We start from the raw sequence: 25,280 nt of genomic DNA, 5'->3' as shown, positions 1-25,280 counted from the left end.
CGTGTATCTGCTCGATACGAACGTCATTTCAGAGTCCGCCCCGTCGAAAAAGGTCGTCAGCCCTGAACTGCGCCACTGGATGGATGCGAACAGCGATCGTCTGTTCCTTAGCGTGATTACCGTCGCGGAGATCGTTGCCGGGATCGAGAAGGTAAAACGCGCAGGGCACGAGGCGAAAGCCGGGCGACTGGAGGAATGGCTGGCGACGCTCGTGCATCTCTACGCACGGCGGATATTGCCGGTCGATCTGCCTGTGTCGCAGGCGCTGGGAATACTGACCGATCAGGTCCGGGCGCGTGGACATGATCCACAAATGGGCGACCTGACAATCGCCGCGACGGCTCGCGTTCATGGCCTGACCGTCCTGACCCGGAACGTGTGGCACTTCCAGTTGTCTGGACTCGTGGTGGTCAATCCCTTTGAAGAACTGCCGGGCGACTCTCTCCCGTAAACGTGATCGGACCGTCTTTTCTTCGTTTGTTTTCTTTTTAAACGTCACGGCTACGCTGCGTATACTTCTAATACTACGCACGGTTTTTCTGTATGTTGCAGGAGTTCTTGCGTTAAAGTGGCCGTGGCGTTGAGGTTTGTCCTTTCCAGCGAGGAAAGGGCGCAACCATGACGCAGACGGAACCTGGCGGCATCGTCCCAGTCAACGATAACGGGCCGATCGATCCTGCCGCGAAAGCGCGCTTCGATGAACTGGTGTTCGCCGTGGCGAGCGCGCTGGGCCGTCAGATCGCTCGCGAAGAGTTCGAGCAACGGCTGAATAGGAGTGCAAACGATAATAACATTTTGTAAAATAAAACAAAAAAATTTTGAGACTTAGTATTGAAATACAATCACATACAATAATATCGTCGTATAAAGATATGTGTAAAATTTATTTTTATGGATGTAATTGAGTAAATGGCAGATACTGGAAGATTTAAGAGCCTGAATCAGAAAGCGGTTTGATTGATTTTTCGCAGAACTCTGCGGATATGGGCAATCATCAACCACGCGTGGGATGAAGAGATTGTTGCCTCGACATCCTTCGTGAGGCGACGGCAGCGTCCGAGCCATGCAAAGCTGCGCTCCACGATCCAGCGTTTGGGCAGGACGACGAAGCCTTCGGCCCGATCGCTACGCTTGACGATCTCGATCGTCCATCGGCCGAGTTCAGCCAGCGCACCACGCAACTTCTCGCCGGCATACCCGCCGTCATGACCCGGCGCAAATCCGTACGTCGTGGTCTCCCCAGTCGTTTCTTCTCGGGCATCAAAGGCGCAATCAGCGCCCACTCCGCATCGCGAAGGTCGCTTGCATACTCCAGGTCGTCCCGGCGATACTGCGCGCGGGTGATTTCAGTCCAGGCCATCTTGATCTCATCAGGTTATCGCAAACCCATGAATCATAATCCACTGAAATCACTCAACTCATTTTCGGTCAGACACTGAGTATTCCGCACACCAGGAACGAGACATCGATGTCGGTATTTGTTTCCTGCCCGACATAATTATCCTGGAATTCGTGCCGGACAATCTTATGTGTCCTGCGATGTTCCCTTACGATGCGTCCGACATGATCATGAATGGCAAGATTGAATTTATCCAGTTCGGCGCCATGCAGGTTGAACAGGGCGGCCCGCTCGTTCTTCCCGGAATCCTGGAAAACCTTGTATGCCTTGCGGCCAAGGACGCCAATGGCAACCCGCATGTCGTCCTGCGTCATCTTCCGCCGGAACATACGTTCAAACCTGCCTTCATGTTCCTTGATCATTCCTGAAAAATACGTGATATTTTCAGATGAATCCCCATGATTTTCATGTTCAAGATTGTGCCTGACAATCCGGTCGCTGCTAAAAACATGATTGAAAAAGAAAACTTCCTGAGAATCAAATGCCATTTTATCCAATCCTTTGATTGACATCATAGAGGAACAAAAACTGCATTATGATTCTGAAATCACCCGGACGGTGCGCGCCTGATATTCATGAAGCTTATATGTACAAAATACTTCATATTGTCAAGGTCACAGTCATGTATCTTGCTGATATGTTTCAGTCCGAAAACCTATCAATCCATTAAACCGCACTGAAATCAGGGTATTACCTATCCATCCGGAACCAGATCAGGATATTTCCTTATCCATCATGATGAAAAAAGATAAAATTCATGAAATTTTAATATATTGCAGGGAAACCATTTACTTTGATAAAGATTTTATTAAATATGATCATTCAGACAATGCGCGGCTCCGCAACCATCATGCAGACGAACAGGGTGCGACATGGACGAAACAAAACTGATTGAAATCACGGGGGATATCATTCGTGAATATATCAAGATCAATCAGGTGGCCCCACATGAACTGCCGGGGCTGATCCAGTCGGTCAGGGCGTCCCTGTGCGGGCCGATGACCATGCCGCCACGTACCGACATGCCGCCCGCCGCGCAGGTGCCCCCTCCGGCTGCCGGACAGGGAAGGGTGGAAGCCACTACGGTCACGGAACCCGGGCCTGTTCCCGCAGTGCCGGTTGAACGCTCGGTATTCCCTGAATACATCGTGTGCCTGGAAGATGGCAGGCACATGCGCGTCCTCAAGCGCTACATCCAGCGGATGTTCGGCATGACGGAAGATGACTACCGCAAGAAATGGAACCTGCCGGAAGATTATCCGATGGTTGCGCCTGCGTACAGCCTCCATCGCCGGTTCATTGCAAAGATGAAGGGGCTGGGCAAAAGCTATCGAAAAGCAGGCACGCCCGCGGAACAGAAGGCACAGCAAGAACGGGAGCACGCCTACAGGCAGCGGTTCCTGAAAATGGATGGTTCTGGTGAAATCGATTACGAGCGCTGGGAAAGGGAAGAACTGGGAAAGGATGGCAGCATTCTTGAACGGATGAAGTACCGCGCCCATTCGCCGGAATACCTGGATACAAGGGACGAGGAGCGGGAACAGGCCGAACAGGAATCCCTTGCGACACCTGCCGACCTGTTCGCGCAGGAACAGATGCTGAATGACCCCGCATATCTTGCCTTCATGGAAGAAAAAGGGCTGGAGCCGCGCGATTATTACGAGAACTATGACGAACTGAATGAAATGCTGGAATATGATGTCATCACGGTAAAGGAATTTGAAAACCGCCTGCAGCCAAAAGCCGAATTCCTGACACAGGCCATCCCTGAAGATGTTGCCCGGCCCGCTGCCCGGACTGCGGATGCAGCGCCTGTACCGGCAGCGCCCACCAGCACTTCCGCCCGCAGGGCGTCCATCAGCAAGCGCATGGCAAAAAAGACCGGGAACCGGAGCCGTTCGTTATCGGACTGAACGACGCCTGATGATGCATGGACAGGCTCCATTGACTGAATCCGGCGTGGAGATGCCGGAGGGCGGCATCCCGCACCGAAGGTGCCAGATCGCCCCTGAATTTATCTTGTAAGGCCATGCGGTGGTGACAAAGCATAAAACACCTTACGATATGATGCGAAGTAGATGGCATATGCCACCGCGCAGTCCATCAGGAAGACACAGCAGGGATTCTCATGGAAAAGCAGATTCACTCAATTCTGGAACAGGTGAACGGAGTACTTCCCCTTATACTGGGATATGCAGGCCAGTTCTTGCTGGCCCTGATCGTTCTTTTTGTAGGCTGGAAACTGGTCAATGCCGTAACGCGGGCCATGGGCCGGATGATGGAGGCCAGCCATATAGAGCCAACCCTGCGCGGATTCCTGCTGAGTGTGGTCGGACTGTTCCTCAAGGCGCTGCTGCTGATCAGCGTGGCCTCCATGGTCGGCATCGCGACAACGTCGTTCGTGGCGGTCCTGGGCGCTGCGGGTCTGGCGGTCGGCATGGCGTTGCAGGGCAGTCTGGCCAACTTTGCCGGCGGCGTGCTGATCCTGCTGTTCCGTCCGTTCAAGGTAGGGGATACCATTACCGCAGGCGGCAGTTCGGGAACCGTGACATCGATCGAGATGTTCCGCACCGTACTGCTGGATGCCAATAACGAGATCATTTACGTCCCTAATGGAACATTATCGAACAATATCGTGATCAACAGTTCGGAGTCAGACCGGCTTGCCGGCTCGGTCAGCCTGCTGATCGATTACAACGATGATCTGGACAGGGCACGCGCACTGCTGCTTGACCTTACGAAAGATGACGCACTGGTACTCAAGGACCCTGCGGCGTCCGTTTCCTTCCTGCCAAGGCCCGCCAATATTCAGGTTACGCTGGGATTCTGGTGCGCGCCCGGCAATGTGTCCGCGCTGGTTGCGAAATATTCCGAATCTTCAATCAAGGTGCTCCAGAAGGAAGGCTATCGTCTCGGGGTCACGGCACGGAGCGCCGCCTGACGGGAACCAGGCACCGGATAAGGGTGGATCAGGTCTGTCCTTTCCCCTGCCTGTCATCCATACGCACCAGGGCACGATCCGGCAGCGGGCGTTGCAGTTGCAGCGCCGCATCCGGGGGTGCCTGCATCCACAGATCCAGTTCATCCGGCCGGGTCAGGATGACCGGCATGGCCTGCGGATGGATGGTCCCGACTTCCCGGTTGGCCGTTGTGGTCAGGAAGCCGAACAGGTCATCCGTCGTCTCTCCATCCGCCAGCTTCCGCACGGATGTCCACCGGCACCAGATGCCGGCAAAAAAGGCCAGCGGTTCTCCGTCCTTGCGGGCAAACCAGACGGGCCGGGATTTTCCATCGGGCAGACGTTCCGGTTCGGAAAAGGCCGTGAGGGGCACCAGGCAGCGATGCGCCACGCCTTCCCAGCGCGCCCACCATGCTGAGGCGGGATTGCGGATATTGGTAACGCCCCGATCCACCCTGTGCCCCTTCAGATAGCCCGGCGGGGTCGGCATGCCCCAGCGTGCCATGACCAGTTCCCGCCCATCCGGTGCATTCCGCACGATGGGCGCCATGGTATTGGGCCAGATATCGGGCAGGGGCGCGAGATTGCCGGTACGGTCAATCATGACCCCGGCGGCTTCCCTGATCTCCTGCTGGCTGCTGGTCATTGCATAGAGGTTGCACATGCCGCCTTCCTTTCACAGAACCAGATATGGGGCCGGGGCCGGGCATAATCCAGCGGACGGCATCACGCCGCCTGGCGCCTTTCCGCTACCTCGCCGCAATCCGGACGGGGACCAATATGGCGGACAGGAGCACCCTGCCGCCGGCTGCCTTGCAAGCGGCACGTCGCTCTGTCAAGAACACGGGCACACTGCCCATCGCAGGACGGTTCATGCTCCATGCCGGAGGGCAGGGCTCCGGACCTGATACGATCATTCGCCACGAAGCCTTTCTGCCAGACAGTCGAATGCCGGCTGGTAGATCAGGGCCGGCATGCGCGCCCGCATTGCCAGGGCGTGCTCCGGCTCGGCCTCGAAGCGTCCCTGCCAGCGGATGAACGTCCGATTGCCATCCGTCACGGGAAACAGCCTGATGGCCGAACGGTAATTCCAGATTGGCAGGCGTGATTCAATGATCGAAAATGCCACCGTATGATCCGTATCGGACAGGGCAAGAAGCTGTTCGCGGATCAGGCCGGCATCGTCCATCTCAAGGCATCGGATGGCACCGACCCGATCCCCTGGATCATCACCTTCGATCCGGCAGCTTTTTACCCCTGGCAGCCACTTTCCGATGGACCCGAAATCCCGGATGAAGGCCCATACGGATGCAACCGGCACATCAAGAATGCTGCTGGCCATGACATCCATCATCGTATTTTCCCCATCGCCGCAGGAATTGATCAAAGCGACTGGCCGCCAGTCACCTCGATCCGCTGACCATTCACCCAGTGCATGTTTTCGGACAGAAGTGCCGCAACGGCAGCGCCAATATCATCCGGCAACCCGACCCGCCCCAGCGGCGTGATCTCTGCCAGGCTTGTGTTGACCGCAACGTTATCGCGCACCAGCCCGCCGCCAAAATCAGACGCAACGGCGCCGGGCGCCACGGCATTGACGGTAATACGCCGTTCGCCCAGTTCCTTGGCCATATAGAGTGAAATCACTTCGGTCGCCCCTTTCATGGCTGAATAGGGACCGTGATCAGGCAGGTAAAAACGTGTCGCCGCCGAGGTGACATTGAGAATATGCCCCCCATCACAGATCAGTGGCAGCAGGGCCACGGTCAGCAGATACGGCCCCTTGAAATGTATGGTGTACTGGTTGTCGAGTTGTTCGGGGGTTGCCGCATCAAAACGGGTGTGAATGATGTTCCCTGCATTCTGCACAACATATTTCAGGACGGACCCGGCAGGCCCGTCATCCAGAAGCATGCCGACCTGCGCCGTAAAGTCTGCAAACGAGGCATGGTCTGAAATATCCAGTTGCAGCATGCGCAGTTTTGCCCGGCCGGTGCCAAGCGCTGCCTCGGCGGCCTTCGCCTCGGCGGCATTGGCATGATATGTGCCGATCACATCAACGCCCGCCGCAATCAGGTATTTTGCGATACTGTAACCGATCCCGCGATTGGCGCCGGTAACAAGGGCTGCGTATTTCTGGTTCATGGCCGGTTTCCCCTGCGGGCATTTGTCAGGAACAGGCAGGCGGGATACGCCGGCCAGATTTAAAGAACGTTCGATACATAAATAGGCCCGCGCAATCCGTCAATGAATTACAGACCGACCGATACATATAACCTGACAGGATTTCCGCCGCTACCGGTGTCAGGACAGCCTGTCAGCCGCGGAAAACAGCCCCGGCTTCACCGCAAGGCCGTCCCACACCTGCATGAGCGTCGTAACGGCTGCATCCAGTGTCGCCGCCCCGTCACCATCCCTGGCCTCACAGGCCATTCCATGCAGAAAGGCCGTGAACAGGACAGGCAGGGTTTCGGTAGTGGGCAACGCAGCCAGTTCCCCACATGCCACGGCCCGCTCCACACAGGCCCTGATGCCCCTGCGGCTGCGCTCGCGCTCCGTAGCCAGAAGGGCCTGCACGGACAGGTTTTCAGGAGAGCAGTTGCACCCACCCAGTACAATCAGGCAGCCGGAGGGATGTGAACGGTCTGTCTGCATGCGGGCGGAGCGTCGCAATGTCTGTTCGATGGCATCGCGCGGGGCAAGCGTTTCATCCCATAGCGGCGCCGTGACCTGACCATAGGTTTCCAGATAACGCTGCACGACTTCGCGGAACAGGGCTTCCTTGGACCCGAACGCGGCATAGAAGCTGGCAGGGGAGATATTCCCCATGCGGGCCTTGAGCTGGTTCAGCGATGTCGGCTCATAACCCTGCGCCCAGAACAGCGTCAGCGCGGCCTCCAGCGCCTTGTCCCGATCAAACTCTCGGGGTCGTCCTGTCCGGGCCATATATGTGTCTCCGTCCATGTGAGGAAGCTTCCATACTAATCAGTCCGGAAGTGGATTGCCAGCATGACGCGCTGAAACCGCCCTTAATGGTCCACGCCACCCCGATGGGGCGCAACCTTGATAAACAGGCCCCGTACCGTTCGGTCCGGAAATATGTTGCCGTATGTTCCGCATCCATATATCTGTACTGGTCGATCCATTTATGTGAGTTTCAGATGACCGAAAGCCCATGCCCGCCGTCGGACGACCGCCTGCCGGTTGCCGGCCTTCTGGCGCTTGCGATGACAGGTTTCCTGTGCATCATGACGGAAACGCTGCCGGCCGGCCTTCTGCCGGAAATCAGCGCGGGGCTGCATGTGCCTGCCGCCTATGCGGGACAGATGGTAACCGCCTATGCCGTAGGCTCCCTCAGTGCCGCCATCCCGCTCACACTGGCCACCCAGCGGTGGCGGCGGCGTGCCGTGCTGCTTCTGGCGATCACCGGCTTTCTGGCCTTCAATTCCGTCACGGCGCTTTCACCAGACTACTGGCTGACACTCGCGGCCCGTTACTGCGCAGGGGCGGCAGCCGGTCTGGCCTGGGCATTGCTGGCGGGATATGCGCGGCGGATGGTAACGCCTGCGCAGCAGGGGCGTGCACTGGCCATTGCCATGGTGGGTACGCCCATTGCGCTATCGCTTGGGGTGCCGGCCGCTACCTGGCTGGGGGCCACGGTGGGATGGCGGCTGGCCTTTGACGTAATGTCAGCCTTTACCGTTGTGCTGGTTGGCTGGGTGCTGGCTGCGGTTCCCGATTTTCCGGGAACGGCCCTTACACGGCGCGTGCCATTGCGCCATGTTCTGGCAACACCGGGGGTTCAACCCGTTCTGGGTGTCGTCATAGCCTGGATGCTCGCGCACAATATTCTCTATACATATATCGTCCCATTCCTTGCGCCATCGGGGCTGACCGGACAGGCGGATCGCGTGCTGCTGGTTTTTGGCGTCGCCGCACTGGGGGGCATCGGGCTGACCGGCCGGCTGGTGGACCATGCGCTGCGCCGTTCCGTACTGCTCAGTCTGGCCGTCTTTGCGGCGGTCTGCGGCGTTTTCACAATCGGTGCGGCATATCCTGCCGTTATCTGGGCAGGGGTAACCGTGTGGGGCCTGACATTCGGGGGGGCTGCCACGCTGCTGCAGACGGCCCTGGCGGATGCGGCAGGAGAGGGGGCCGATGCGGCACTTTCAATGAATGTGGTGGCCTGGAACAGCGCCATCGCCGGCGGCGGTTTTCTGGGTGGGATACTGCTGGATACGGGCGGTGCCGCGGCGTTCCCCTGGGCCATGCTGGTCATCCTGGCAGGTGGCTTCACCATGGCATGGCAGGCCCGCGCGCATGGATTTCGCGCGGGTCATCGCCTTCATCATGGACATACGGAAGCCCGGTAAGTTTACACGCGGCAGTCCCACCGGAGCATCCGTGTCATCCCCGCCGGGCAGGAACTGGGTATGCCCACGGCACTCCTGCAAAAAACAGGCCCTTCAGTTCAGATCACGGGGGCCGGTGCCGCAGGCATTAAGCAGGACTTCCGGCCGGAAGGGGGCGTGTTCCGGCCAGATGCCGCAGGCATCGGCAACCGCATTGGCAAGGGCAGGGGCAAGGGAGGACATGCCGACCTCGCCAATCCCACGCGAGCGGGCGGGATCGTCAGGGGACAGTTTTTCAAACGCGAAGATCCGGACACGCCCGGGTATATCGCGGATGGTCGGCAGCATATAGCTGTCAAAATTCTGCGTCATGACATGACCGGAAACAAAGGGCGTATTTTCCATCAGGCTGAAGCCGGTAGCCTGAAGAAGTGCCCCCTCCATCTGCCCCATATAACCGGGTGGGCTGAGAACCGGCCCCGCCGCGGAATGAAGTTCGGTATCCGTGACACGGACCTGGCCATCGGCAAGGGATATCTCGACACGGGCGACGACTGCCCCGCCACAGAAGAGGAAACGGGCATTGTCCCGGCTCCATGATGCTGATGGAATGGCGGTATCGAAGGTCGCTTCGGGCAGGGAATCCCGGCATGCGGCGGCAAGGTCCGCCAGCGAGAGCACGGGCGCGCTGTTGCCGGTCGTGTTGTAAATACCCCCGCGCCCGACACGAAGCGTATCGGGGGGCAGATTGAGCACGGATGCCGCGGCAGAAACCAGCAGGCCATGGAAAGTCCCGGCAGCCCCTTCCAGCCCCAGAACGGCGGCAATGGAGCCACGGGAAGCGGATGTGGAGCCGGCATCCAGCCCGATGGCGGTATCGCCGGCGCGGGGGACGACATCTTCCGGTGCGCAGCCAAGGGCTTCGGCCGTGACAGAACACAGCACGGCGACAATGCCCTGCCCCATTTCAACCAGGTCGGCCGCAGCTTCGATCTTCCCCTCTGGCGTAAGCCGCAGACGCGCCGCAGCAGGGTCGGGTAGAAGCGAGCCCAGGCCATTGCCCTGATAGATCAGGGCCATGCCGACACCTGCCGTAACCCCGCATTCGGGCTGATGGCCACGTGGTGTCGCCCACAGGGGGCTGGCGGATGCCGCCCTGAGCATTTCGGCAACGTTTTCCGACGGGGCAACCACATGGCCGAAAGCGCCCGGATCCCCCGGCTGACGCAGGTTGCGCGCACGGATCGTGACAGGATCAAGCCCCAGTTTCGCCGCCAGCCGGTCAATCTGGGATTCGAGGGCAAAGTTGATCTGGTTGGCGCCAAAACCGCGAAAGGCACCGGTTGTGCCGTTATTGGTATAGGCAAGGCGCCCATCCGCGCGCAGGTTGGGAATGCGGTAAGGGCCGCCCGCATGCTCGATGGCCGTATCAAGCACGGCCGGGGAAAGGGAGGCATAGGCACCACTATCCGCGACCAGACTGACATCATGGGCAATGATATGACCTGCGGCATCACATCCCGTCCGCATGCGAATGACGAAGGGCGCGCTCTTCTGGCCAGCCATGACGGACTCCCGGCGCTCCAGGCGGATGCTGACCGGAAGGCCGGATTTTATTGCCAGAAGACACAGCACAGGCTGGACCGTCAGGTCATCCTTGCCGCCAAAGGAACCACCGGTAGGACCGGAAAAGACGCGGATGCGCGCAGGATCTCGGTCAAGGATACGCGCAAGCTGCAACCGGTCGCGCAGGCCGTATTGTGAACCGACGTGAACTTCCAGTTCTCCGTCCGCCCCCTGTCTGGCCCATCCGCCTTCTGTTTCCATATAGGCATGCATCTGGCGGGGTGTGGTATACTCGGCCTCGACAATCGCGGCGCAGCGGGCCCAGACCGGGTCCGGATCACCATGGGCAAGAGTCGCGCGGGCACATAGGTTTCCGTTTGCATGAAGAGCAAGGGCCTGTGGCGTCAGGGCGTATTGCGGGTCGGTAACGGCAGGCAGTTCTTCCAGCACGACATGGATCTTTTCCAGCGCGGCCTCGGCCTGTGCCGGGGTATCCGCGGCGACGGCGGCAATGGCCTCGCCCACATGGCGGACCCTGTCATGCGCAAGGGCCGGTTGATCCTGCATGACAATGCCATAGGCGTTTTCGCCCCTGATATCGCGGGCAGTCACGACGGCGTGGACGCCGGGCATTGCCTCGGCTTCGGAAATATCAACAGAAACAATGCGGGCATGGGGAATGGTTGCGCGCAGGATACGACCGGACAGCATGGGCGTGCCGTCATCGGTGTACCGACGATCGGTGTGATAATGCAGGTCCCCCCGAATTTTCGCAGGCATGTCCGGGCGTTGATGGCGCGGGTCAGCACTGGCGCCACGTGTCAGTTCCCTTTCCTCGGGAAGGGGAAAAAGCGTCGACGGAATATGCCTGGCTACATCCGCGTGGAAGGGAAGCGCACGGCTCCCGCCAAGGATGGTGGCAAGGGTATTGGCTGCAACGCAGGCCCGCCACGCCGATGAGCGTTTCAGGTCACCGACGGTACGGATTTCACGAAACACCTGCTGGCGGAAATGCCGCCAGTTGACCGTGCCCGTTTTCTGTTGCGCAAGCCATGCTTCGCTATGCGGCAGCCGCGCGGCTGGCGTGGGGCCCCCGCCAACGGCCAGCCGGGGATTTTTGAAAACGCGGCCGGAGCCGCGTTCCACACAGGCGGATACCGTAATGGCGGAAGGTGAAAAAGCCTGACGCAGCCCTGTTTTCCTGAACCCGCCGGAAGCGGTTCTGGCATGCGGCGGCAGGACTATCCCCACGATGATCCCGAAAGGCGCCGCAAGCCAGCGCGCGAGCGGCAGGCCGTGGCTGCCATGTCCGTCCCGGATCAGGACACTGGCATCCAGGACAAGGAGCGCGGGAAGGACGCACCCGGTTTTTCCCCCCACCTGTCCGCCAATTGTCGCAAGGCGACGGATGGAGGGAGCCGCGACGCCCGCCGCGGCTTCACGCAGGATATCTGGCAGGATGGTGGCATTTTCTATGGTGGCCAGAGATACGCCAGCGCCAATCCACCGTTCCGATACCGTTCTGAACACGGCCTCCGTTATCCGGGAAAGATCAATGAGGATTTCGGGGCGGGGAAGGCCCGAAGCCCGCTCGACCTCGAGTGCGGTTCCCCCTGCCAGCAGGCGGGCCCCCGGCCGAGTCATGGCTCCGGCGGCTTCAGGGAGGGAGGTGGGGCGCAGTACGACGGGCTTCATGCCGGGCCTGCCGTCCCGGCCCGGTCTTCGGGCACGGTGATACGGTAGACGCAACGGCGGTCACCACAGATGATATGCTCGGTGCGCCTTATGGTCGCGGCGCCAAGAACGGACTGAAAGACACCCAGTTCCGCCGCGCAGATGTCCACGCAGCTTCCCGCCGCGGCGCAGATGGGACAGTGGTTTTCAATCAGGTCGAATGATCCGTCCCGATTGCGATGCCAGTCAGCCATATAGCCTTCCTGACTGCGCAGTTCGGCAAGGCGGCCGATACGGACGGCGGGTGTCGTCGCTTCGGCAAGCGCGTTGGTGTAGCGCTGCCTGTCTTCGGCTTCACGCAGGGCGATAAGACGCGAGAGCGCATTTTCACCAAATGTCTGCCTGATGGCATGGACCATACGCATGCTGAAATCGGCATGGGTATCGGGGAAACGGGCGTGGGCCAGCGGGGTAAGGGACCAGATATGCCGGGGACGCCCGGGATGCGACGTGGCCCGCGCTTCCAGCGCGACCAGACCGTCTGCGGCCAGACGGTTGAGCTGCCGGCGCGCGTTTTCGGCGGACGTGCCAAGAAGACGGCCCAGTTCAGCGGTGGAACGGGCGCCCTGATGTTTCAGCAGGGAGAGAAGCGGGTGCATTCCGGGTCGACCTTGGTGGCGTATTATTCCTGATGCCGCGCATGGGGCATGCATCCTTGACATATCTTCGTTTTGATAATTAAACAACATCGGTATTGGAATATTATTCCGGCTGATGGTTTCGGTATCTCTTCTGAAATGGCAAGCGGAATCCCGGTCATCGAGGGAGATGTGGCGGATGCGTGACGGAGCGACGGGAGTGGCGTCTTCTGTATGGGTATGCGGGATTGATGATGTGCCATCGCCGCTTCGTCTGTTCATCTACGCGCTCCAGCATGTAATGGTGCTGTATGCCGGGGCGGTTGCCGTTCCCCTGATTCTTGCGACGGCACTGCATTTTTCCGCAGCGGACACATCGATACTGGTCTGTGCCAGTCTGGCGACGTCCGGGATCGCAACCCTGATACAGGTGCTGGGGCTGCCCCATATCGGCTCCCGCCTGCCGGCCATTCAGGCAACATCTTTCGTATGCCTGCCGCCCCTGCTGACCATCAGTCAGAATTACGGCCTTCCGGCAGCATTCGGTGCGGCAATCGCTGCCGGCCTGATTACCCTTGTGGCAGCGCCCGTGGCCGGATGGGCGCTACGTGCGTTCACACCGATCGTAATCAGCATGGTGGTGTTGTCGATCGGCCTTTCACTGATCCCGGTATCCGTGAACTGGAGCATTGCCGGCGGAGACGGGATGGGAACCGGGTCATCCACCGCCGTTGCGGTCGGCACCGCTGCCCTGATCCTGCTCTTTCAGCGTTTCCTGCCGGGATACCTGCGTTCGGCAGCGATACTGGCCGGGATTGCTGTCATGACCCTTCTGCTGGGCCTGTCGGGTCATGCTGACTGGACACCACTGTACCATGCCGCATGGGTGGGGTGGATCCAGCCATTCCATTTCGGATTGCCGCGTTTCCATCTGGCGCCGGTTCTGGTCATGGTGCTGACGATGTCGGTCACCCTTGTCGAGACGACGGGAAACTGCCTGATCCTGACAAAAGCGCTGGATCTTCCCAATTCGCACGGGCGGCTTGTCAATGCCTTCAGGGCGGATGGGCTGTCGACGATGATCGGCGGCATATTCTGCGGGGCGCCCTATACAACATTTTCACAGAATACCGGACTGATCCTGCTATCCGGTGTGGCCAGCCGATTTGTCGTGGCGGCCGCGGGCGTGCTGCTGATCGTGCTGGGGGCCTGCCCGAAGCTGGGTGCGCTGATCTCCTGTGTGCCGTTGCCGGTTCTGGGGGGCGCTTCATTTTTCATGTTCGGGATGATCAGCGTCGCAGGAATCCAGCAGATCCAGACGGTTGATCTGCGGCGGGACGGGAATGCGATTACGTTGGCAGTCGGGCTGGGCGTCAGTCTCCTGCCCGTAATCCGGCCGGATCTGTTTGCGACGCTGCCCCCGTCGGTGCAGCTTTTTGCAACAAACGGCACAGTCCTGTGCGGCGTGACATGCCTGGTTGTACAGTCCGTGTTCCGGGGCGGAGACAGGATATGAAGCCGGTCGACACAATCCCGGGGGCACGATGACAATCCGGGTAAACGGTGTTCCCGTGCCAGACGCGCGTGATCCGGACATGTCACTTGTGGATTTTCTACGTGAGCAGTGCAACGCCACGTCATGCCGTCCCGCCTGCAGGGTCGGACGATGCGGGGGCTGCATGGTCGTACTGAATGGAGAAGCGGTGAACGCCTGCCTGATCCGCATGTGGCGCCTTGAAGGCAGACATGCGGAGATCGTGACGCTGGAGGGGATCAGCCATTACCCGGAAGGCCGGATACTTCAGGAAGAGATGATTACACATACCGCGTTTCAGTGCGGATATTGCGCGCCCGGATTTATGATGGCGGTATTACCGTTTCTTCTCGGTGACAATCCCCAGATCAGTGATATTCCCCATGTGCTGACGGGAAATATCTGTCGGTGCACCGGATACCGCTCCATTGTCCATGCGGTGGAACGGACGGTATTCCGCCTGGAAAAATCCAGAATGGCCGATGGCGGCAGAAATGAAAATTGATAAAACGGGCTGCAGGCCCGCCACAGGCTTATTACGCCCTAGGCGAGCGGATATGGACCACATGGCGACTGGACAACTCTCTGCCGCCTTATGGCCGCGATCCTGGCCGCAACACGGGGACAGGCCCATTTGAACAGGCCCGACGCGATAATTACCGCAATACCCGCAAAGGTCCATTCATCCAGCGGTTCGTGAAAGACATAGAAACTGAAGGCCACGGCCCACAGCATCTGGCTGTACTGCGGCAGGGCAATCGCGCTGGCCGTAGCCCGGGTCGCGGCCATCATCATAAGCAGCTGCCCCAGCGCGGCAAGGAAACCGTAGCCGAACAGGAACATCCAGACTGTGGCCCCCTGCGGCCAGCCTGCATGGGCCACCATCAGGATGCCGTTACCCACCAGCGGACCGCACAGGCTGGAACCGAACATGGACAGGCGCGGCGTGTTGCGCCCCGACATCCGGTAGGCAATGACCCCCACGGCATTGGCAACCGCCGAGATCAGCGCACACAGATGCCCGAAATGGAGCGCGCGCAGGCCGGGCCGCAGCACGATCAGCACGCCGATAAAACCCACGATGACCGACAGCCACCCCAGCGTGGAAACCTTTTCACGCAGCAGCACGACCGACAGGATGGTCACGAACAGCGGCATGAGGAAAATGAGCGAAAAGGCCTCCGGCATGGGCAGGAGCATGAAGGCCTCGACACTTGCCGCCGTGGCGGCAAAGGTCGCGGCCGCCCGCACCAGCCACATGACGGGCTGCCGGATCACGAACAGGTCACGGTAGGATTCGTTCTTCCCCCGGATGAAGGGAATGAGCAGCAGGCCGAAGACACCGCCAGAAAACGCCACCTCAAACGGGTCGATCTGTCCCGCCAGCAGCTTGGAATAGGCGTCACTGATCGAAAACGAGGCGTATGCCGCAAATGCCAGCATCATGCCCGCCGGAAGACCGGTATTCTTCATCCGCTACTGCTCACGAAAAAATTGTTCAGGCGCAGATATGGATGCCGGGGTGGAAAGACCAGCGCTTGTCGGTAAATCCAGTCATGCGTTTTTAGCGCCGGATTTTATATGACGCGCCCGTTTTTTTCGGGTAGCAGATTGCGCCCGAAAATCAGGGCCTGCCCCTGTAACGGGTGGTAGATCGTAAAGAGGTTTTTGGTGAAGCTTTTGATCGAAAAAGCTTCGAAAGATGCTGCCCTGTTCAAAAGGCGGCACCCAAAATCCTTTCTTTCATTTACCTATGCCGTGGCATCCAGTTCCAGGATGGTGCGGGCATTGGCTTCGGTGGTAGCCAGCGTGGTAATGGTGCCGGTGCGCAGGGCGGCCAGGATGGCGACGATTTTCGTGCTTTCCGATGCAATGGCGATGACATTGGGAATACGCCGCAACTCATCCAGCGAAAGCCCGATGACACGGCCCTGCATGGGCACGTCGGCCGCCTTGCCCGCGATGGTGATGAAGTCATAGCCCATCATGTCGCCAATCGCGCCCGCCAGTTTCGAGGCCGCGACCTCGGCTGGCGAAAACCAGCCCATGCGCACCATGTTGCTGTCCTCGTTGACATCGCCAATGCCGATCAGGGCGATATCGGCCCGACGTGCCCGGTTGAGCGTATGCTGCACCACATCATTGGCCATGAGCGCGCGACGCATCTGCGCATCGGCCACAAGGGCGGGGGCATACAGTGTCTCGCTCTCGCCACCAAAGCGCGCGGCCAGGCGACGGCAGATATGATCCGAACTCATATGCTCGCCCGCACGCATCGACCCGCCGATGGCCGAGACAAAGGTAATGGTCCGGGTCACGGGCGCGCCGATATGGCTGGCGATGGCCGCGATGTTGCGGCCCATGCCCACGGCGATGATCATCTCGTCCTGAAGGATGCTGTCAAGATGCATGGCAACGATGGCCGCCACGCTGTCACGCTGGGCGTCCTGATCGCGCTGGTCCACCGCCGTCAGCAGCCGGGCAATGCCAAAGCGGTGCTGGAACTCTTTTTCCAGTGCGGCGGCAGCGGCGGGGCGGGCGCGTACCCGGATATCGACGATCCCTTCCTCCCGCGCACGCTTGAGCAGCTTGCTGATGGTGGGACGCGACATGGAAAACCGCCTGGACAGTTCTTCCTGTGTGACCTGTTCAAGGTAATAGAGGGCCGCGATCTCAGTTACCTGATCCAGTGTGACTTCCGTGCGCCCGCCGGCTTTGGCATCGGGCGCGGGGTGCCCGGCATCGCGCGATCCCGCGCGCTGCCGGGGGCGTTCGGACGATGCCGTGCGGGGTGCTTTGCGAGGCGTGTCAGACAGGGAGGCGCTCCTCGTAATAGGCGATACGACTGATCTTTTCAGCCGATGGACCACCGGAAAACTGCGATGACAGGTACGCTTTCACAATCGTTTTTGCAAGTTCGGGACCGATCACGCGCGACCCGAGTGTAATGATCTGGGCGTTGTTGCTCTTCATCGCCCGCTCGGCGGAATAGGTGTCGTGTGTCTGGGCCGCGCGGATGCCATGGACCTTGTTGGCGCTGATGGCAACGCCGATTCCCGTCCCGCACAGCAGGATGCCGCGTTCGTGTTTTCCGGCCTTGATGGCTTCGGCCACGGTCACGGCAATATCGGGATAGAGTACCGGCGCGCCGTCATAGGTGCCGTAATCGGTCACGGTGTGGCCTTCCGCCTCCAGGAAGTCACGGATTGTTTCCTTCAGGGTGAATGCTGCTTCATCGCAGCCAATGGCGATGTCCATCATGTTTATCCTTTTATGCCGTTAGCCGGGAGCGAAAGCCGCCCGGGGAGGGTCCTGCCGTCAGGTCTTTTTATTGTGCGCTGCACAAACGATAACTAGTCAGCACAAAAGACAATTATAATAACCTTTGTAAACCGGATATATCTGCCATTATCACGTTATAGTGATGTGAAAGCGCCGGAAATATGTGCGTTAAGGGGGTCAGAGCATATGTGAGATGCTGCTGTTCTACGATTCCGCGTAAACATGTGTTCCGGACAAGTTACAAAAGTTCCGGGAGCTGGACTAAAAACAACAAGGCGGCCCAATGTCGCACGAGGAAAGACGGGAAAATTCCATGAATACCATCGACATTCACCTGCGCGCCGCGCGCCCGCTGGACCGTATCTTCAACGATCCCGACCAGATCGTCGAAGATGGAATCCGTGGCTACCTGCTGGCGCATCCCGATATCCTGACGGGCACGAAAAACCCGCGGGTCCTGCGCCGTGCGCATAAAGGTGCCACACGCAAGGTTGGCGTGATTACCGGCGGCGGCTCCGGCCACGAACCGGCGTTCCTGGGATATGTGGGCAAGGGCATGCTGGATGCGGTCGCCGTGGGGGAGATTTTTTCCTCCCCCACGGCGGCCAGCTTCCTTGACGCCATGCGTGAAGCGGATAACGGCGCGGGGGTCGCCTGCCTGTTCGGCAATTACGCGGGCGATACCATGAATGTCCGCCTGGCCGTGGATGACGCAACGCGTGAGGGGATTGCCGTGGGCACGGTGGTCGCCAATGACGACGTGGCCTCCGCCCCGAAGGATGACGCGGCCCGCAGGCGGGGTGTCGCGGGGGAGATCCTGATGTGGAAGGCCGCCGGCGCCCGTGCGGAGGAAGGGGCTTCGCTGGAAGAGGTGCTGGCTACCGCCCGCAAGGCGATCGACAACACGCGCTCGATCGGCGTCGGCCTTTCCCCGTGCACCATTGTCGCCAATGGCCACCCCAATTTCATGATCGAGGCCGGGACGATGGAAGTCGGCATCGGCCATCATGGGGAACCGGGGGTGGCGATCAGCAGGCTGGGATCATCGCGTGACATCGCGCGGATGATGTGTGACCACATCCTGCCCGACCTGCCATTCGGGGCGGGGGATGAGGTAACGGTGCTGGTGTCCGGCCTTGGCGCCACGCCGGTCATCGAACTTTACGTGCTGTTTGCCGATATTGCCGACATCATGCATGAACGCGGCATCACCATCCGCCACAACTTCGTCGGCAACCTGTTTACCTCGCTGGACATGAAGGGGGTGACGCTGACGGTGATGAAGCTGGATGCGGAATTGGACCGGCTGATGTCCCACCCGGCCCATGCCATCGGCCTGACGCGGGTGGGCAGTGCCCCCGAAAGCCCGGTCACGGCGGCCCCGGCGGCCACGGCGCATGATCAGGGCGCGCACGGGGCACTGGCTGAGACGGAACGCTACATCCCGACATCGGGTATCGCGCTTGAAAGCACGCGCGCGGTCGTGCCCGCGCTGGTCAGCGCGATTGTCGGCGCGCGCGACTGGCTGAGCGAGATTGACGGCAAGATTGGTGACGGCGACCACGGCATCAACATGGCCAAGGGCTTTGCCCGCTGCGGGCAGGCGCTGGGCGATGCGCCACCCACGATGGAAGGCGGGCTGCGCGCACTTTCGGACTCGCTCATGGCCGGCATTGGCGGCTCGATGGGGCCGCTGTACGGGCGTTTTTTCGAAGGGCTGGCAAAGCCGCTGGCAGGCGTGAGCCACATCGACGCCCACCTGTTCGGCCTGATGCTGGACGGGGCGGAAGCGGGCATCCGTTCGCTGGGCAATGCCGATGTGGGTGACAAGACACTGATGGACACGCTCGTGCCCGCCGTCAGGGCCTATCACGCGGCGGAAGGGCAGGGACTGAAGGCAGCACTTGCCGCCATGTCGGTGGCGGCCGAGCAGGGGCGCGATTCAACCCGCGACCTTGTGGCACGCATCGGCAGGGCCAGCAGGCTGGGTGAACGCTCACGCGGCGTACTGGATGCGGGGGCCACGTCATGCTGCCTGATCCTGCAGACCATGGCGGCCAGCCTGTCCGCCATTGCCGAAGCCTGAATGCCCATACGGGCGTAATCATTACCTCCCCATGGCTGCACCCTGCGGCCATGGGGCACCATCCCCGCACCAAAATAACAAGAATAACATCTTCTGCGGAACGTGCGCGCCCAGGCTGCGCCATCCGCGCTGCTGGAGGGTAAGATAATGGCCCAGACAGTCCTGCTTGACCCCACGCGGGTCGGCGATGAAATCCCGCATGAGGAAAGACCGCGCTCCGCCCTGGGCCGGTTTCTTTCCCGCATCGGCATACCGCCGGCACTGGCCTGGGGGTTTGCCGGGGTCCTGATCTTCATGACGGGGGACGGGGTGGAGAGTGGCTATCTCTCGCCCTACCTTGTCAGCATGGGGTTTACCGAACATGATGTGGCCCTGCTGTTTACCATCTACGGGCTGAGTGCCGCGATTGCGGCATGGCTGTCCGGCGCACTGTCCGACCTGTGGGGTGCCAGGCGGGTCATGCTGACCGGGCTTGCGATCTGGGGGCTGCTGCAGGTCGGCTTCCTGCTTGTGGCACTGCCCGCACGCTCCCTGCCGCTCATGCTGCTGTTCTACGGCATAAGGGGATTTGGTTATCCGCTTTTTGCGTTCGGCTTTCTTGTCTGGGTGGTGACAACAGTCAATCCGGGCAGGCTGGGGTCCGCCGTGGGGTGGTTCTGGTTCTGCTTTACCGGCGGCATGCCCACGCTGGGGTCAGTATTTGCCGGTTACACCATTCCCCATATCGGCCCGATCGCAACATTGTGGCTGGCACTTGGCCTTGTCATGCTGGGTGGCGCCATGGCGCTGGGCGGCATCCGTGAAAAACATGGCAATGTCCATGCCGCCACTGCCGACAAGCATCCGTTGAAAACCCTGTTCGCATCGCTGTCGATTGCGTGGGAACGGCCCAAGGTTGGTCTTGGCTGTATTGTCCGCGCCATTGATACCTCGGCTGAATTCGGTTTTCTGGTCTGCCTGCCGCTGTATTTCATGCACGACCTGCATTTCAGCCTGGGGCAGTGGCTGCTGGTATTGCAGGCCATCTTCATCTCCAACGTGATCTGGAATCTTCTGTTCGGCATACTGAGCGACTGGCTGAGCTGGCGCGGCACGGTCATGCTGGGCGGCGGCGTGGGGTCGGCCATCAGCACGCTGCTGCTGTACTGGTGCCCCACCCATTTCGGGCCGGGACACATGCTGCCCACACTTTTTGCAGGCGCGCTGTATGGCATGACCTTGGCCGCCTACGTGCCGCTTTCGGCCCTGATGCCCTATCTGGCACCTGACGACAAACCGGCCGCGATGTCGCTGCTCAACCTTGGCGCCGGGGCCAGTGTATGGATCGGGCCGGCTATTGTTTACCTCTTTGAACCACGCTTTGGCATCTTCGGTGTCATGGTCACCTATGCGGGCATCTACCTGCTTAGTGCCTGCCTTGCGTGGTTCCTGACCCTGGACCCGGCGTTGCAGGCGGAACTGGACCGTTCCCGGCGCGCCGTGGCCAGAAGTAAATAAACCCACAAATAAAAACATAGACGGAAATAATAAAATGAAACCGTTCAGTGAACTGCTCAGCCTTGCGGGTCGTACTGCCGTCGTGACCGGCGGCGCATCGGGCATTGGCCTGGCGATTGCCCAGCGGCTTGCGGGGCAGGGGGCCGTGGTGTGCCTGGTTGACCGTAACGAGAAGGTGGCCGAGATCGCGGTCGGCCTGGGCAGCCAGCATTGCGGCGTGCATACGGATGTCACGGATGAGGCTGCGATCGCCACCGCGTGCAGCACCATCCTGTCCCAGCTTGGGCATGTCGATATTCTGGTCAACAATGCGGGGATTGCCCTGATTGCCTCAGCCGCTGAACTGGAAACGTCGGCGTGGGACCTGACCATGGCGATCAACCTGCGCGCGCCCTTCCTGTTTGCCCGCGCGCTTGGCCCGGCCATGTGTAAAAAGGGTTTCGGGCGGATCGTGAACATTGCCTCACAGGCAGCACTTGTGGCTCTGGACAAGCATGCCGCCTATGGCGCCAGCAAGGCCGGTATTCTGGGCCTGACCAAGGTGCTGGCGTTTGAATGGGGGCCATCGGGGGTGACGGTCAATGCGATCTCGCCCACCGTGGTCGAGACGGAACTGGGCAAGCAGGTCTGGTCCGGGCCGGTGGGCGATGCCTTCCGCGCGCAGGTGCCAACCGGCCGCTTTGCCCAGCCCGATGAGATCGCCTGCGCCGTCGCCTATCTGGTCAGCAATGCCGCTGCCATGGTCAATGGTGAAAACCTGGTGGTGGATGGCGGCTATACGATCCGCTGAACAGTAAAAAAGTTTTTGGTGAAGCTTTTTTCAAAAAGCTTCGAAGCACGCCGCCTTTTTCGATCAAAAGGCGGCACCCAAAAACTTTCATCATTTTTCTCAACAATACTTAAAAACGCAGGAAAACCGCACGACATGCGCCACATAGTCCCCGCTGCCCCCGATGGGGGCGGCCACGCCAGCGCCAGTATCGACCAGCTCTGCATCAACACCATCCGCACCCTGTCCATGGATGGCGTGCAGAAGGCGAATTCCGGTCATCCCGGCACCGCGATGGCGCTCGCACCCTGTGCCTATGCCCTGTGGCGCAATGTCATGAATTACGACCCGGCCAACCCGCTCTGGCCCAATCGGGACCGGTTCGTGCTGTCCATCGGGCATGCGTCGATGCTGCTTTATTCGCTCATCTATCTAGCGGGCGTGCGCGATGTGCGGGCAGGCAGGGTGACGGATGCGCCAGCGCTGACGCTGGGTGATCTGGAGCAGTTCCGCCAGCTTGGCTCCAGAACACCGGGCCACCCGGAATACCGCCACACCACGGGCGTGGAAACCACAACCGGGCCGCTGGGGCAGGGATGCGGCAATTCGGTGGGTATGGCCATGGCCGAGAAATGGCTGGCTGCGCGTTACAACCGCCCCGGCTTCGACCTGTTCGATTACCACATCTACACGCTGTGCGGTGATGGCGACATGATGGAAGGCGTGGCCAGCGAGGCCGCGTCCGTCGCAGGCCATCTCAAGCTGGGCAACCTGACATGGATTTATGACAGCAACCGCATTTCCATCGAAGGCTCGACCGATATCGCCTTTACCGAAAACGTGCGCAGGCGTTTCGAGGGTTATGGCTGGCACGTGCTGGAACTGATGGACGCCAACGACACGGGCGATCTTGAACGCCTGCTGGCGGATGCGAAGGCCGAAACCACGCGGCCCACGCTGATCATCGCCCATTCCATCATCGGCTGGGGCGCACCGCACAAGGCTGGCACGGCGGCGGCCCATGGTGAGCCGCTGGGTGCGGAAGAAATCCGCGAGACCAAGAAATTCTATGGCTGGCCGGAAGACAGGAGCTTCTACGTGCCCGATGGCGTACTGGCGCATTTCCAATCCGGGCTGGGCGCGCGCGGGGCTGCGGCCAGCGCGCGGTGGCTGGCGCTGTTTGCGGCGTACCTTCAGGCCCATCCCGACCTTGGGGCGGAAGTCACGGCCATCATAAACGGCACGCTGCCGGTCGGGTGGGATCGTGGCATCCCGACCTTTGACGCGGATGCGAAGGGCATTGCCTCCCGCGCCAGTTCGGGCAGGGTGCTCAATGCGGTCGCACAGCATTATCCATGGATGATCGGCGGCTCGGCCGACCTGTCACCATCGACCAAAACCCACCTGACATTTGATGGTGCGGGCGATTTCCAGCCCCCGCAATGGGGTGGCACCTATGGCGGGCGCAACGTGCATTTTGGTGTGCGCGAACATGCCATGGGGTCGATCTGCAACGGGATCGCACTGGCGGGCATCCGTCCGTTCTGCTCCGGCTTCCTGATCTTTTCCGATTACATGAAGCCGCCGATCCGCATGTCGGCGCTGATGAACCTGCCGGTCGTGTATATTTTTACCCATGATTCCATCAGTGTGGGCGAGGACGGTCCCACCCATCAGCCCATCGAGCAGTTGGCCCAGCTCCGCGCCACCCCCGGCGTGACCCTGATCCGCCCCGCCGATGCGAACGAAGTGGCGGAAGCCTGGCGGGTGATCATCCCCATGACCGACCGCCCCGCCGTGCTGGTGCTCAGCCGCCAGAACCTGCCAACACTGGACCGCGGCGTTTACGCCCCCGCCACGGGGCTGGCGAAAGGGGCCTATATCCTGGCCGAATGTGGCGGAAAGCCAGACCTGATCCTGATGGCGACGGGCAGCGAGGTCTCCCTTGTGGTGGCTGCGTATGAAATCCTGAAAAAGGAGGGCATCAGGGTGCGTGTCGTCTCCATGCCGTCATGGGACCTGTTCGAGGCCCAGCCCGAAGCCTACCGCAACAGCGTGCTGCCGCCCGATGTCACCGCCCGTGTGGCGGTGGAACAGGCATCCGGCATGGGGTGGGCGCAATATATCGGCCTGACGGGCGAAGCGGTGGTGATGCATGGCTTTGGCGCCTCCGCCCCGGCGGAAGCGTTGCAGGAAAAATTCGGTTTTACCGTGGACGCCGTCCTTGCCGCGGCCCGGCGGCAGATCGCACGCGCCTGAACATATGAAGAGCCGGAAATACAGATCATGAATGAATCCCACAGCATTTCCCTGACCAATCCATTATGCGAACTGGCCCGCTTTGGCCAGTCGCCATGGCTGGACTTTATCCAGCGTTCCTTTACCGAAAATGGCAGCCTGAAACGGCTGGTAGATCAGGACGGGCTGAAGGGCGTCACCTCCAATCCGGCCATCTTTCACAAGGCCATAGGGCAGGGGGATGAATATGACACCCGCATCGGCCAGGTACTGGCCGAACGGAAAGTCGATGCGGCAGCTTTATATGAAATCCTGGCGGTGGAAGACATACAGGCCGCAGCCAAAGTGCTGTATCCGGTCTATGAAACCAGCCGGGGCATTGACGGGTATGTCAGCCTTGAGGTCTCGCCCCATCTGGCCCATGATGCCATCGGTACACTGGCCGAGGCGCGGCATTTGTGGAAACGGGTCGATATGCCCAACCTCATGATCAAGATCCCCGGCACGCAGGAAGGCGTGGAGGCCGTGCGGACCGCGATCGCGGATGGCATGAATGTCAACGTGACCCTGCTGTTTTCGCTTGGGGCATACAAGAAGGTGCTGGATGCCTACATGGCCGGGCTGGAAGCGCGGCATACGCAGGGTCTGCCGGTATCGGGCATTGCATCGGTCGCCTCCTTTTTCGTAAGCCGCATTGACGCCCGCATCGATGCGGCAATCGACGAACGGATAGCGGGAGCGGACCCGGAAGCAAAGACGCTGGAAACCCTGCGGGGAAAAGTCGCCATTGCCAATGCCAGGATGGCCTATCAATACTGGCAGGGGGTTACACGGGGCGCGCGGTGGCGAAAGCTGGCGGCCCTTGGCGCGCAGCCCCAGCGGCTGCTCTGGGCCTCGACCGGCACGAAGGACCCGGCTTACAGCGATGTATTGTATGTCGATGCACTGATCGGGCCGGAGACGGTCAATACCATCCCGCCTGCCACATTCGCCGCGTTCCGCGACCACGGGACGGCTGCCCCGACACTGACACAGGACATTCCGGATGCGATACAGGTCCTGCACGAGGCCGACCGGCTGGGGCTTGATCTGGCTGGGGTGACGGATGCCCTTTTACATGAAGGGCTGGACGCTTTTGCGGAGGCATTCCGTTCCCTGCGTGACAGTATGGCAACAAAAATAACCAGCCTGTCTCCCGTCATGATGTAATCCAGGCAGGAAACCACAATCCTTTTTTGATCGGGGGACTTTCACCGCAACCCTTGGCACATGCGCATTCCGGCTAA

22 protein-coding genes and 1 pseudogene are annotated in these 25,280 nt (G+C 60.3%); 12 read left to right on the top strand and 11 right to left on the bottom strand.

The window, feature by feature from the left end; all coding sequences use genetic code 11:
* Nucleotide 1: 1 nt before the first annotated feature.
* Nucleotides 2–451 (top strand): type II toxin-antitoxin system VapC family toxin, encoded by a 450-nt coding sequence (locus GWK63_RS14925; RefSeq protein WP_007398870.1) that lies wholly within the window; start codon nt 2–4, stop codon nt 449–451.
* A gap of 167 nt (nt 452–618) precedes the next feature.
* On the top strand, nt 619–801 hold the full coding sequence (locus tag GWK63_RS14920) for a hypothetical protein (RefSeq protein WP_007398871.1): 183 nt from the start codon (nt 619–621) through the stop codon (nt 799–801).
* A 140-nt stretch (nt 802–941) separates the two neighbouring features.
* Here GWK63_RS14920 and GWK63_RS17545 read toward each other — a convergent pair.
* Together GWK63_RS17545 and GWK63_RS14910 are read right to left on the bottom strand one after the other, a co-directional pair.
* Nucleotides 942–1,205, bottom strand: a pseudogene (locus GWK63_RS17545) (transposase); the annotation flags it as partial.
* Nucleotides 1,206–1,428: 223 nt separating this feature from the next.
* Nucleotides 1,429–1,914 (bottom strand): hypothetical protein, encoded by a 486-nt coding sequence (locus GWK63_RS14910; protein ID WP_139064292.1) that lies wholly within the window; start codon nt 1,912–1,914, stop codon nt 1,429–1,431.
* 357 nt (nt 1,915–2,271) lie between these two features.
* Here GWK63_RS14910 and GWK63_RS14905 point away from each other — a divergent pair, with 357 nt between their 5' ends.
* Nucleotides 2,272–3,312, top strand: a complete 1,041-nt coding sequence (locus GWK63_RS14905) for a MucR family transcriptional regulator (RefSeq protein WP_007398705.1) — start codon at nt 2,272–2,274, stop codon at nt 3,310–3,312.
* A gap of 209 nt (nt 3,313–3,521) precedes the next feature.
* Entirely contained in the window at nt 3,522–4,340 is an 819-nt protein-coding gene (locus GWK63_RS14900; RefSeq protein WP_172459685.1) for a mechanosensitive ion channel family protein, read from the top strand.
* A 28-nt stretch (nt 4,341–4,368) separates the two neighbouring features.
* Here GWK63_RS14900 and GWK63_RS14895 read toward each other — a convergent pair whose 3' ends face one another.
* The 4 genes from GWK63_RS14895 to GWK63_RS14880 all read right to left on the bottom strand — a co-directional run bounded on the left by GWK63_RS14895 (nt 4,369) and on the right by GWK63_RS14880 (nt 7,304).
* Nucleotides 4,369–5,022, bottom strand: a complete 654-nt coding sequence (locus GWK63_RS14895) for an SOS response-associated peptidase (RefSeq protein WP_007398708.1) — start codon at nt 5,020–5,022, stop codon at nt 4,369–4,371.
* 249 nt (nt 5,023–5,271) lie between these two features.
* Nucleotides 5,272–5,712, bottom strand: coding sequence for an SRPBCC family protein (locus GWK63_RS14890; RefSeq protein WP_039999130.1), 441 nt, complete (start codon nt 5,710–5,712; stop codon nt 5,272–5,274).
* Nucleotides 5,713–5,741: 29 nt separating this feature from the next.
* Entirely contained in the window at nt 5,742–6,503 is a 762-nt protein-coding gene (locus tag GWK63_RS14885; protein WP_007398711.1) for an SDR family NAD(P)-dependent oxidoreductase, read from the bottom strand.
* Nucleotides 6,504–6,662: 159 nt separating this feature from the next.
* Nucleotides 6,663–7,304, bottom strand: a complete 642-nt coding sequence (locus GWK63_RS14880) for a TetR/AcrR family transcriptional regulator (RefSeq protein ID WP_039999057.1) — start codon at nt 7,302–7,304, stop codon at nt 6,663–6,665.
* A gap of 215 nt (nt 7,305–7,519) precedes the next feature.
* On the opposite strand from GWK63_RS14880, the gene GWK63_RS14875 reads away from it, so the two are divergent.
* Complete coding sequence (locus GWK63_RS14875) at nt 7,520–8,731, top strand: MFS transporter (RefSeq protein ID WP_039999132.1); 1,212 nt, start codon at nt 7,520–7,522, stop codon at nt 8,729–8,731.
* A 93-nt stretch (nt 8,732–8,824) separates the two neighbouring features.
* Here GWK63_RS14875 and GWK63_RS14870 read toward each other — a convergent pair whose 3' ends face one another.
* Together GWK63_RS14870 and GWK63_RS14865 are read right to left on the bottom strand one after the other, a co-directional pair.
* Nucleotides 8,825–11,971: a molybdopterin cofactor-binding domain-containing protein gene (locus GWK63_RS14870; protein WP_007398714.1), complete on the bottom strand. Its 3,147-nt coding sequence runs from the start codon at nt 11,969–11,971 to the stop codon at nt 8,825–8,827.
* Complete coding sequence (locus GWK63_RS14865) at nt 11,968–12,609, bottom strand: helix-turn-helix transcriptional regulator (protein WP_007398715.1); 642 nt, start codon at nt 12,607–12,609, stop codon at nt 11,968–11,970. The genes GWK63_RS14870 and GWK63_RS14865 overlap by 4 nt, the downstream gene beginning before the upstream one ends.
* Nucleotides 12,610–12,787: 178 nt before the next feature.
* On the opposite strand from GWK63_RS14865, the gene GWK63_RS14860 reads away from it, so the two are divergent.
* Complete coding sequence (locus GWK63_RS14860) at nt 12,788–14,104, top strand: uracil-xanthine permease family protein (protein ID WP_050800704.1); 1,317 nt, start codon at nt 12,788–12,790, stop codon at nt 14,102–14,104.
* Between the two features lie 163 nt (nt 14,105–14,267).
* The gene (locus GWK63_RS14855) at nt 14,268–14,627 is read left to right on the top strand and encodes a (2Fe-2S)-binding protein (RefSeq protein ID WP_007398717.1); all 360 of its coding nucleotides are present in this window, start codon (nt 14,268–14,270) and stop codon (nt 14,625–14,627) included.
* A 38-nt stretch (nt 14,628–14,665) separates the two neighbouring features.
* Here GWK63_RS14855 and GWK63_RS14850 read toward each other — a convergent pair whose 3' ends face one another.
* From GWK63_RS14850 to rpiB, 3 genes are all read right to left on the bottom strand, one after another.
* Complete coding sequence (locus tag GWK63_RS14850; protein ID WP_007398718.1) at nt 14,666–15,595, bottom strand: DMT family transporter; 930 nt, start codon at nt 15,593–15,595, stop codon at nt 14,666–14,668.
* Nucleotides 15,596–15,873: 278 nt separating this feature from the next.
* Nucleotides 15,874–16,734, bottom strand: a complete 861-nt coding sequence (locus tag GWK63_RS14845; RefSeq protein WP_007398720.1) for a sugar-binding transcriptional regulator — start codon at nt 16,732–16,734, stop codon at nt 15,874–15,876.
* A 196-nt stretch (nt 16,735–16,930) separates the two neighbouring features.
* On the bottom strand, nt 16,931–17,383 hold the full coding sequence (rpiB, locus tag GWK63_RS14840) for a ribose 5-phosphate isomerase B (protein WP_007398722.1): 453 nt from the start codon (nt 17,381–17,383) through the stop codon (nt 16,931–16,933).
* Nucleotides 17,384–17,717: 334 nt separating this feature from the next.
* Between rpiB and dhaL the strand changes: the two genes are divergently transcribed.
* The 5 genes from dhaL to tal all read left to right on the top strand — a co-directional run bounded on the left by dhaL (nt 17,718) and on the right by tal (nt 25,203).
* On the top strand, nt 17,718–19,490 hold the full coding sequence (gene dhaL / locus GWK63_RS14835) for a dihydroxyacetone kinase subunit DhaL (RefSeq protein WP_050800706.1): 1,773 nt from the start codon (nt 17,718–17,720) through the stop codon (nt 19,488–19,490).
* 147 nt (nt 19,491–19,637) lie between these two features.
* Nucleotides 19,638–20,987, top strand: coding sequence for an MFS transporter (locus GWK63_RS14830; RefSeq protein ID WP_172459684.1), 1,350 nt, complete (start codon nt 19,638–19,640; stop codon nt 20,985–20,987).
* A gap of 34 nt (nt 20,988–21,021) precedes the next feature.
* Entirely contained in the window at nt 21,022–21,777 is a 756-nt protein-coding gene (locus GWK63_RS14825; RefSeq protein WP_039999059.1) for a GolD/DthD family dehydrogenase, read from the top strand.
* A gap of 135 nt (nt 21,778–21,912) precedes the next feature.
* Complete coding sequence (tkt, locus tag GWK63_RS14820) at nt 21,913–24,015, top strand: transketolase (RefSeq protein WP_007398727.1); 2,103 nt, start codon at nt 21,913–21,915, stop codon at nt 24,013–24,015.
* Nucleotides 24,016–24,042: 27 nt separating this feature from the next.
* Complete coding sequence (gene tal / locus GWK63_RS14815) at nt 24,043–25,203, top strand: transaldolase (protein ID WP_007398728.1); 1,161 nt, start codon at nt 24,043–24,045, stop codon at nt 25,201–25,203.
* Nucleotides 25,204–25,280: the final 77 nt, after the last annotated feature.

This window comes from Komagataeibacter rhaeticus, from assembly GCF_011611525.1.
GTDB classification, from domain to species: domain Bacteria; phylum Pseudomonadota; class Alphaproteobacteria; order Acetobacterales; family Acetobacteraceae; genus Komagataeibacter; species Komagataeibacter rhaeticus.
This window is presented reverse-complemented; position numbering and strand designations above follow the sequence as displayed.